The following is a 9,048-nucleotide window of genomic DNA, read 5'->3' as shown; positions in this document are numbered from 1 at the left end:
ACTCGCCGAGCGCGCCGCCGACCGCTCCGGCCGGGCCGCCGTCTACCGCGCGGCCGCCGCCGAGCGCGCGCTCCTCGACGTGGCGCGCGTCGAGGCCGCGGTGCGCCGGCTCGGGGCCGACGTCGTCACGGGCGCGCCGGCCGACCTGCCGCCCGCGCTGGCCGACCGCTACATCCGGCTGAAGGCCACCGGGCGGCTCTGAGGCGAGGACACGGGGCGCCGGGACGCGCCGACGCGGGCGATCAGCCGCGCGCCGCCGCCGGATCCGCAGACGGCAGCGGCAGCGCCCCGCCGCTGAGCGCGCGGATCGCCCGCTCGAGCGCGTCGCGCATGTCGATCTCCGGCCGGTAGCTCCACTGCAGCTGCAGGCCGTCGCTCACGGCCACCGCGATGCGCGCGAAGGAGTCGGGGTCGAGGCCCGCGGGCAGATCCACGCCGAGCGCGCGCACCTGGTCGGCCACGGCGCCGACGACGCGGGCGTAGCGGCCGGCGATGTACGCGTGCGCGGGGTGCTCGACGCCCGCCGCGTCCACGACGAGGCGCGAGTACAGCGCGACGAGGCCCGGCGTCTCGGCGTTGTGCGAGCTGGCGCGCAGGAGCATGCCGACCATGTCCGCGGGATCCCCGTCGGGCACCGCCTCGCGGTAGTCGGCCGCGGAGTGGGCGTCGCGCTCCTCGAGGACGGCGGCGATGAGCGCCTCGCGCGAGTCGAAGTAGTGGAGGACGCCGGCCTTGCTGATGCCCACGGCGTCGGCGATCTCCTGCAGCGACGACGCCGAGTAGCCGCGCTCGGCGATGAGCGCGAGCGCCGCCTCGAGGATCTCGCGGCGTCGCGCCGCCCCCTTGGCGTAGCGCCGCGGCCCCTCGTCGACTGCCATGGCTCGACCCTAGCGATCCGGGGCCCGCGCGAATACCTACCGCAGGTCGGTTTCGCGTGCTACCGTCGTGCCGATCCGCCGACGAGGGCGGACGGGAACCTGGAGGCACCGTGGCCGACGCAGTCCGAGACCAGCACATCGAGGACGCGTCGCGCGTCCGCGGCGGAGACCGGGACGGTGCCCGTCCACCCGGATCGCGCCGCGCCGAGATCGGGATGCCCATCGCGCTCCTCGGGCTGTTCGTGGCCCTGCTGCCGCCCATCATCGTGTCGCTCGCGCTCAAGGTCGCCGAGGTCGCGCCCGACAGCACCGCCGGCACCCTGAGCCTCGTGCTCGGCCTGGGCGCGCTCGTCGCCCTCGTCGTGAACCCGCTCGCCGGCCGCCTCTCCGACCGCACGCCCGGCCGGTTCGGCATGCGCCGCCCGTGGATCATCGGCGGCGTCGTCCTCGGCTACGGCGCGCTGGTCCTCCTCACGCAGGCCACGACGGTGCTCGCGCTCGTGGGCGCGTGGATGCTCGTGCAGGGATGCTTCAACGCCGCCATCGCCGCGCTCATCGCCGTCATGGCCGACTCCGCCCGCCCCCGCAACCGCGGGCGGGTCGCCGCCGCCATCGGGGTCGCGCAGAACGGATCGCTCGTCGTCGGCACCTTCATCGTGCAGCTGTTCACCACCACCACGCAGCAGGTGCTCGTGCCCGGCGCGATCGGCGTCGCCGTCGTCGTCGCCTTCGCGCTGGTCTTCCGCGATCGCGTGCTGACCGAGCGGCCGACCACCCGCCTCGGCGTGAAGGAGGTCCTCGGGTCCTTCGTCTTCGACCCGCGGAGGAACCCGGACTTCGGCTGGGCCTGGCTCATGCGCTTCCTCCTCACGGCGAGCGCCGTGACCGCCACGAACTACCTCGCCTTCTACCTCATCGACGACCTCGGCGTCGCGCAGGCCGACGTGGCCAACGCGGTCTTCGTCGCCACCCTCTTCAACGTGATCGGCGTGGTCTCCACCACCTTCGTCGCGGGCTGGCTGAGCGACCGGCTCGGCCGCCGCAAGGTCTTCGTGGCGGCCGCGGCGCTCGTCGCCGTGATCGGCCTCGTGATCCTCGCCCTCGCGCCGAGCCTCGCCGTCGTCTACGTCGCGCAGCTCGTGATCGGCGCGGGCATCGGCTCGTTCTACGCGGTCGACCTCGCGCTCATCACCGACGTGCTGCCGAGCGACACCGACAACGGCAAGGACCTGGGCGTCGTCAACATCGCGCAGGCGCTGCCCCAGTCGCTCGTGCCGACCGCCGCGAGCGGCGTGGTGGGGATCGCCGGCTACCCCGGCCTCTTCCTCGCGGGCGCCGCGGCCGGCCTCCTCGGCGCGGTCGCCGCGTTCCGCGTGAAGGGCGTCCGATGAGCGCCGCGCCCGACCCCGGGACCACCCCGACCAGCTACACCACCGCCACGACCGGACGCGAGCAGGATCGATCCGACGCCGACGTCCCCCGAGGAGCCCCCATGGACCCGCACGACACCGCCCCGCACGACCCCACCCCCCTCGACCCCGACGCGACCCGCCTCGAGGAGCTCGCCGGGCGGCTCACGCTGGAGCAGAAGGTGCGGCTCATCACGGGCCGCGACTTCTGGACCACCTGGCCCGTCGAGGGCATCGGCCTCCGCCGCATGCTCGTCTCCGACGGCCCGAGCGGCGTGCGCGGCGAGGTCTGGGACGAGCGCTCCCCGTCGCTCAACCTGCCGTCGGCCTCGGCGCTCTCCTCCAGCTGGGACACCGGGATCGCCGCCCGCTACGGCCGCGCGTCCGCCGTCGAGGCACGCCGCAAGGGCGTCGACGTGGTGCTCGGCCCGACCATCAACCTGCACCGCTCCCCCTACGGCGGGCGGCACTTCGAGGCCTTCAGCGAGGATCCGCTGCTCACCGCCGACCTCGCCGCCGCGTACGTGCGCGGCGTCCAGGAGAACGGCGTCGGCGCGACCCCCAAGCACTACGTCGCGAACGAGTACGAGACCGACCGCTTCACCGCCGACAGCGTCGTGTCCGAGCGGGCGCTGCGCGAGCTCTACCTCGCCGCGTTCGAGAAGGCGGTCGTCGAGTCGCGCGCCTGGCTCGTGATGAGCTCCTACAACTCCATCAACGGGGTCACCTCGACCGAGAACGACCTGCTCGAGACGCCGCTCAACTCCGAGTGGGGCTTCGACGGCGTGGTCGTCAGCGACTGGACGGGCGTCCGCAGCGTCGACGCCGCGCGCGCGTCCCAGGACCTGGAGATGCCCGGCCCCGTCGGCGCCTGGGGCGACGCGCTCCTCGAGGCCGTGCGCGACGGCCGCGTGCCGGAGGCCGACGTCGACCGCAAGGTGATCCGCCTCCTCCGCCTGGCCGCACGGGTAGGGGCGCTCGAGGGCTTCGACGCCGTCGTGCCCGAGCCGGTCGAGGTCGAGGACGGCGTCGCCTTCGCCCGCACGGCCGCCGCGGCCGGCGCCGTCCTGGTGCGCAACGAGGGCGCCGCGCTGCCGCTCGACGCATCCGCCCTCCGCACCGTGGCGGTCATCGGGCACAACGCCGTCGAGGCGCGCACGCAGGGCGGCGGCAGCGCGACCGTCATCCCGGAGCACGTGGTGACGCCGCTCGACGGGATCCGCGACGCCCTCGGCGACGACGTGGAGGTCAGGTACGCGCGCGGTGCGGTCGTGCAGAAGGGGATCCAGGAGCTGCCGCTCGCGGAGATCCGCAACCCCCGCACGGGCGAGCCCGGAGCGCTCGTGCGCTTCCTCGATGCGGACGGCACGGAGGTCTTCGCGGAGGACCGCCGGGCGACCACCCTCATGTACTTCGGCGGCGACGCGCCCACGGGCACGGCCGCGGTCATCGAGATCACGGCGCGCTGGACCCCGTCGGAGACCGGCGAGGTGCTGTTCGGCTTCAGCGCGACCGGCCGCGGCCGCGTCCACGCCGACGGCGAGCTCCTCCGCGAGGACGGCGCCGCGCCCGTCGGCATGGACCTCGGCGCGAGCCTCATGTCGCCGCCCTCGATCTCCGCGCCGCTGCAGGCGACCGCGGGCCAGCCGGTGGAACTCCGGGTCGAGTTCGAGCTGACCAGCATGCCGGGCGGCCTCGCGGGCATCCTCGGGATCACGGTGGGACTCGAGGCCGACGAGTCCGAGCCCGAGCGCCTGCTGGACGAAGCGGTCGCGGCGGCCACCGGCGCGGACGTCGCGATCGTCGTCGTCGGCACCAACGCGCAGGTCGAGTCCGAGGGCTTCGACCGGGAGACGCTCGCCCTCCCCGGCCGCCAGGACGAGCTGGTGCGCCGCGTCGCCGCCGCGAACCCGCGCACCATCGTGGTCGTCAACTCCGGATCGCCCGTCCTCCTCCCCTGGCGCGAGGACGTGCGGGCGGTGCTCCTCGCGTGGTTCGGCGGCCAGGAGTACGGCGGCGCCCTCGCCGACGTGCTCTTCGGCGACGTCGAGCCGGGCGGCCGCCTCCCCACCACCTGGCCCGCGACCGAGGAGGACGTGCCCGTCCGCTCCGTCACGCCGGTGGACGGCAAGGTGGTCTACGACGAGGGGATCCACGTCGGCTACCGCGCCTGGCTCCGCTCCGGCGCGACGCCCGCGTACGAGTTCGGGCACGGCCTCGGCTACACGACGCACGCGCTCGACGACCTGCGGGTGGCCGAGGACGGCGCGGGCGGGATCACGGCGACCGTCAGCGTGGCCAACACGGGCGACCGCGCCGGCAAGCAGGTCGTGCAGGCGTACCTGTCGCGCCCGGGATCCGCGGTCGACCGTCCGGTCCGTTGGCTCGCGGGCTTCGCGTCCGTCGAGCTCGCGGCCGGCGCGTCCGCCGACGTCGAGGTCGCGATCGGCGCGCGGACCTTCGCGCACTGGGACGGCGGCTGGCGGCGCGAGCCCGGCGCGTTCCTGCTGCACGTGGGCACCTCGGTGACGGCGACGCCGCTGGAGGCCGAGGTGGATCCGGCCGCCTGACCCATGCCACCGCATCACCCGTGAGGCGGGCGGCGGGCGGATCCGGCGGGCTCAGCCCGCGACGATCCGCCGGCCGCCCGCCTCGAACTCGTCCAGGTCGCCCGTCGCGCCCGCGCGCACGGCCCGGCCGCCGACGACGACCATGTAGAAGAGGAACGCCCCGAGCGCCACCGCGCCGATCGCGATCTTGAGCGGCACCGGCCACGGCTGCGGGGTCACGAAGCCCTCGATGATCCCGGACACCAGCAGCACGAGCACGAGCCCCATCGCCACCGTGATGAGCGCGCGCCCGTCCTCGGCGAGCGCCTGGCCGCGCGTGCGGGCGCCGGGCGCGATCCACGCCCACGAGATGCGCAGGCCCGCGGCGGCGGCCACGAAGATCGCCGTCAGCTCCAGCAGGCCGTGCGGGAGGATGTACGAGAAGAACGTGCCTCCCTCGCCGTAGGAGAACATCACCGCGGTCGTCGTGCCGAGGCCCTGCGCGTTCTGCAGGATCACGAACGGCACCCACAGCCCCGTGATCCCGAAGGCCACGCACTGCGCCGCGATCCACGCGTTGTTCGTCCAGACCTGGCCCGTGAACGAGGCCGCCGGGTTCTCGCTGTAGTAGTCGATGAAGTCGTCCTCGACGTACTTCCGCAGGTCGGCGTCGCTGCCGAGGCTCGCGATCATCGACGGGTCGCGGAGGATCCAGGTGGCGTAGAGCGCGACGATGGCGATCGTCGCGAGGGCGACCGCGAGCGTCAGCCAGCGGATCCGGTAGAGGGCCGCCGGCAGGTCGACGGCGAAGAACGCCGGGATGCGCGACGCGACGTTCGTGCTCTGGCCGGTGAAGCGCATGCGCGCCCGGGAGAGCGCCACCGAGAGCCGGTCGCCCTGCGCGGTGGATCCGGCCGCGGCCTGGATCGCCGACAGCTCGGCCGCGCCCGCCTGGTACCGGTCGACGAGCTCGTCGGACTCGGGTCCCGTGAGCCGGCGCCGGCCGGCGAGGCGGGCGAGCCGGTCCCAGTCGTCCCGGTGGGCGGCGGTGTAGGCGTCGAGGTCCATCTGCTTGACTATATGCATGGCGGCAGCCGACGCGCACGACCCGGATGGCTCGGACGGACCCGACGCGCTCGTGGTCGGCGAGGCCGTCGCCCTCGACGTCCGGCCCGCGGGCTTCGTGCTGCGGGCCGCGGGCGCCGCCATCGACGTGGTCGCGTCCCTCGTCGTGGGCCTCCTGCTCGTGCTCCTCATCGGACGGCTCGCGGAGGCGGGCCTCCTCGACGACGCGTCGAGCGCCGCGTGCGCCATCGCCGCCGTCGTGCTCGCGATCGTCGTGATGCCCGTGGTCGTGGAGGTCGCGTCGCGCGGCCGCTCGCTCGGGCGCTGGGCCGTCGGCGCGCGCATCGTGCGGGCGGACGGCGGCGGCATCGGGCTCCGGCACGCGGTGGCCCGGGCGCTGGTCGGGATCCTCGAGGTCTACCTCACGTTCGGCGGGCTCGCAGCGCTCGTGGGCCTCCTCAGCCCACGCGCCCAGCGCCTCGGCGACCTGGTGGCAGGCACCCGCTCGCAGCACGAGCGCGTGCCCGCCTACCCCGCTCCCCTGCCGCCCGTGCCGCCGCACCTCGCGGCCTGGGCATCGGAGGCGGACGTCGGCCGCCTGCCGGACGCGCTCGGCCGACGCCTGGCGCGGTTCCTCGGGCAGCGCGAGGCCATGACGCCGGCGTCCCGTGCCCGCCTCGCCGCGGAGCTCGCGAACGAGGCCGCGGTGCACGTGTCGCCGCTGCCGGCCACGGATCCCGAGTCCTTCGTCACGGCCGTCGGCGCCGTCCGCCGCGAGCGCGAGCACCGCGCCCTGATGCTGGAGCGCGACCGCATGGCGTCGCTCGAGCCGATCCTCGCGGGGCTGCCGCACGGGTTCGCGGCGCGCGACGGATCCGCGCCCTCCTGACCCGCGCCCGCAACGGCCCGCCGACGCCGACCCCCGCACGCGACGACGCCGCCCGCCCCGCGAAGGGGACGGGCGGCGTCGACGTGACCCGCGCGGATCAGTACCGGTAGTGGTCCACCTTGTACGGGCCCTCGACCGGCACGCCGATGTAGGCGGCCTGCTCGGGGCGGAGCTCGGTGAGCTCCACGCCGAGCGCGTCGAGGTGGAGGCGCGCGACCTTCTCGTCGAGGTGCTTCGGCAGCACGTACACGCCGACGGGGTACTGCTCGTTGCGCACGTACAGCTCGATCTGCGCGAGCACCTGGTTCGTGAACGAGTTGCTCATCACGAACGACGGGTGGCCGGTGGCGTTGCCGAGGTTCATCAGGCGGCCCTCGGAGAGCACGAGCACGGAGCGGCCGTTCGGCAGGCGCCACTCGTGCACCTGCGGCTTGATCTCCACCTTCTCCACGCCCGGGAGGCGCTCGAGGCCGGCCATGTCGATCTCGTTGTCGAAGTGGCCGACGTTGGCGATGACGCTCAAGTGCTTCATGCGCTGGATGTCCTCCACGCGCACGACGTCGACGTTGCCCGTGCCGGTGACGAGGATGTCGACCGTCTCGATGACCGACGACAGCTTCGCGACCTGGTAGCCGTCCATCGCCGCCTGCAGCGCGCAGATGGGGTCGACCTCGGAGACGATGACGCGCGCGCCCTGTCCGCGCAGCGCCTCGGCCGCGCCCTTGCCCACGTCGCCGTAGCCCACGACGAACGCGACCTTGCCGCCGATGAGCACGTCGGTGGCGCGGTTGAGGCCGTCGGGCAGCGAGTGGCGGATCCCGTACTTGTTGTCGAACTTGCTCTTGGTGACCGAGTCGTTGACGTTGATCGCCGGGAACAGCAGCTCGCCGTCGCGCGCCAGCTCGTACAGGCGGTGGACGCCGGTGGTGGTCTCCTCGGTGACGCCCTGGATGTCGGCGGCGCGGCGGGTCCAGCGGTCGGAGGACGCGGCGACGCTGCGACGGAGCGTGTCGAGGATCACGCGGTACTCGTGGCTCGCGTCCTCGGGCGTCTCGGGCACGGCGCCCGCGAGCTCGTACTCGCGGCCCTTGTGCACCAGGAGGGATGCGTCGCCGCCGTCGTCGAGGATCATGTTCGGGCCCGTCCAGTCGGCGCCTGAGGCCTGCGCCTCGCCCGACCAGTCGAAGATCTGCTCGGTGCACCACCAGTACTCCTCGAGCGTCTCGCCCTTCCAGGCGAAGACCGGAACGCCCGCGGGCGCATCCGGGGTGCCCGCGCCGACCGCGACGGCGGCCGCGGCCTCGTCCTGCGTGGAGAAGATGTTGCAGCTCGCCCAGCGCACCTGCGCGCCGAGGGCCGTGAGGGTCTCGATGAGCACGGCCGTCTGCACGGTCATGTGGATGGATCCGGCGATGCGCGCGCCCGCGAGCGGCTGCGAGGCGCCGAACTCCTCGCGGAGGGCCATGAGGCCGGGCATCTCGTTCTCGGCGAGGCGGATCTGGTGGCGTCCGGACTCCGCGAGGGAGAGGTCGGCGACGCGGAAGGGCAGAGCGGTGGAGGTGGCTTCCGGGAGCAGGGTCATGCGTCCAGTCTCGCATCCGAGGCGTGACGCCCGGCCGTGGATGACGGCCGGGCGCCGCCCTGCTAGCGGAAGGACCGCAGGCGCAGGCTGTTCGTGACGACGAAGACCGACGAGAGCGCCATGGCGAGGCCGGCGACCAACGGGTTCAGCAAGCCCAGCATCGCGACGGGGATCGCGGCCGCGTTGTACGCGAAGGCCCAGAACAGGTTGCCGCGGATCGTGCCGAGCGTGCGCCGGGCGAGCCGGACCGCGTCGGCGACGAGCACGAGGTCGCCGCGGACGATGGTGATGTCGCCCGCCTCGATGGCCGCGTCGGTGCCCGTGCCCATCGCGATCCCGAGGTCGGCCTGCGCGAGTGCGGCGGCGTCGTTCACGCCGTCGCCGACCATCGCGACCACGCGGCCATCGGCCTGCAGGCGGCGGACCGCGTCGAGCTTGCCCTCGGGGAGGACGCCCGCGATCACCTCGTCGATGCCGACCTCGGCGGCGACGCGCTGGGCGGCGCCGGCGGTGTCGCCCGTGAGGAGGACGGGTCGGAGGCCGAGCGCCCGGATGCGGCGGACGGCCTCGGCGCTCGTGGGCTTGACGGTGTCGGCGACGGCGAGGATCCCGCGCACGGCGCCGTCCCACGCGACCGCGACCACGGTGGATCCCTCCGCCTCGGCCTCACGCAGGG

7 protein-coding genes and 1 pseudogene are annotated in these 9,048 nt (G+C 74.3%); 4 read left to right on the top strand and 4 right to left on the bottom strand.

Annotation, left to right across the window (positions count from 1 at the left end; all coding sequences use genetic code 11):
- Positions 1 to 202, top strand: a pseudogene (locus DZG00_RS08885) (DUF58 domain-containing protein); the annotation flags it as partial.
- A 40-nt stretch (positions 203 to 242) separates the two neighbouring features.
- Here DZG00_RS08885 and DZG00_RS08880 read toward each other — a convergent pair.
- Positions 243 to 878, bottom strand: a complete 636-nt coding sequence (locus DZG00_RS08880) for a TetR/AcrR family transcriptional regulator (protein ID WP_119381872.1) — start codon at positions 876 to 878, stop codon at positions 243 to 245.
- A 215-nt stretch (positions 879 to 1,093) separates the two neighbouring features.
- Between DZG00_RS08880 and DZG00_RS08875 the strand changes: the two genes are divergently transcribed.
- Positions 1,094 to 2,269: an MFS transporter gene (locus tag DZG00_RS08875; protein WP_233549013.1), complete on the top strand. Its 1,176-nt coding sequence runs from the start codon at positions 1,094 to 1,096 to the stop codon at positions 2,267 to 2,269.
- A 101-nt stretch (positions 2,270 to 2,370) separates the two neighbouring features.
- A complete protein-coding gene (locus DZG00_RS08870; RefSeq protein WP_119381874.1) occupies positions 2,371 to 4,857 on the top strand; it encodes a beta-glucosidase H in 2,487 nt (828 codons plus the stop codon).
- Between the two features lie 51 nt (positions 4,858 to 4,908).
- On the opposite strand, the gene DZG00_RS08865 is transcribed toward DZG00_RS08870, so the two are convergent.
- Entirely contained in the window at positions 4,909 to 5,904 is a 996-nt protein-coding gene (locus DZG00_RS08865; protein ID WP_119381875.1) for a stage II sporulation protein M, read from the bottom strand.
- Positions 5,905 to 5,920: 16 nt separating this feature from the next.
- On the opposite strand from DZG00_RS08865, the gene DZG00_RS08860 reads away from it, so the two are divergent.
- Complete coding sequence (locus DZG00_RS08860) at positions 5,921 to 6,790, top strand: RDD family protein (protein ID WP_119381876.1); 870 nt, start codon at positions 5,921 to 5,923, stop codon at positions 6,788 to 6,790.
- 97 nt (positions 6,791 to 6,887) lie between these two features.
- On the opposite strand, the gene ahcY is transcribed toward DZG00_RS08860, so the two are convergent.
- Entirely contained in the window at positions 6,888 to 8,372 is a 1,485-nt protein-coding gene (gene ahcY / locus DZG00_RS08855) for an adenosylhomocysteinase (RefSeq protein WP_119381877.1), read from the bottom strand.
- Between the two features lie 62 nt (positions 8,373 to 8,434).
- The coding region (locus tag DZG00_RS08850; RefSeq protein WP_119455544.1) for an HAD-IC family P-type ATPase at positions 8,435 to 9,048 on the bottom strand (614 nt) is incomplete at its 5' end.

Origin of the sequence: Clavibacter lycopersici, assembly GCF_003576405.1 — a bacterium.
Lineage (GTDB): Bacteria > Actinomycetota > Actinomycetes > Actinomycetales > Microbacteriaceae > Clavibacter > Clavibacter lycopersici.
This window is presented reverse-complemented; position numbering and strand designations above follow the sequence as displayed.

Excerpts from the sequence above, each read along its gene's own strand:
- DZG00_RS08860 (WP_119381876.1), top strand. The coding sequence starts at position 5,921 with ATGGCGGCAGCCGACGCGCACGACCCGGATGGCTCGGACGGACCCGAC.
- DZG00_RS08875 (WP_233549013.1), top strand. The coding sequence starts at position 1,094 with ATGCCCATCGCGCTCCTCGGGCTGTTCGTGGCCCTGCTGCCGCCCATC.
- DZG00_RS08865 (WP_119381875.1), bottom strand. The coding sequence starts at position 5,904 with ATGGACCTCGACGCCTACACCGCCGCCCACCGGGACGACTGGGACCGG.
- ahcY (WP_119381877.1), bottom strand. The coding sequence starts at position 8,372 with ATGACCCTGCTCCCGGAAGCCACCTCCACCGCTCTGCCCTTCCGCGTC.
- DZG00_RS08880 (WP_119381872.1), bottom strand. The coding sequence starts at position 878 with ATGGCAGTCGACGAGGGGCCGCGGCGCTACGCCAAGGGGGCGGCGCGA.
- DZG00_RS08870 (WP_119381874.1), top strand. The coding sequence starts at position 2,371 with ATGGACCCGCACGACACCGCCCCGCACGACCCCACCCCCCTCGACCCC.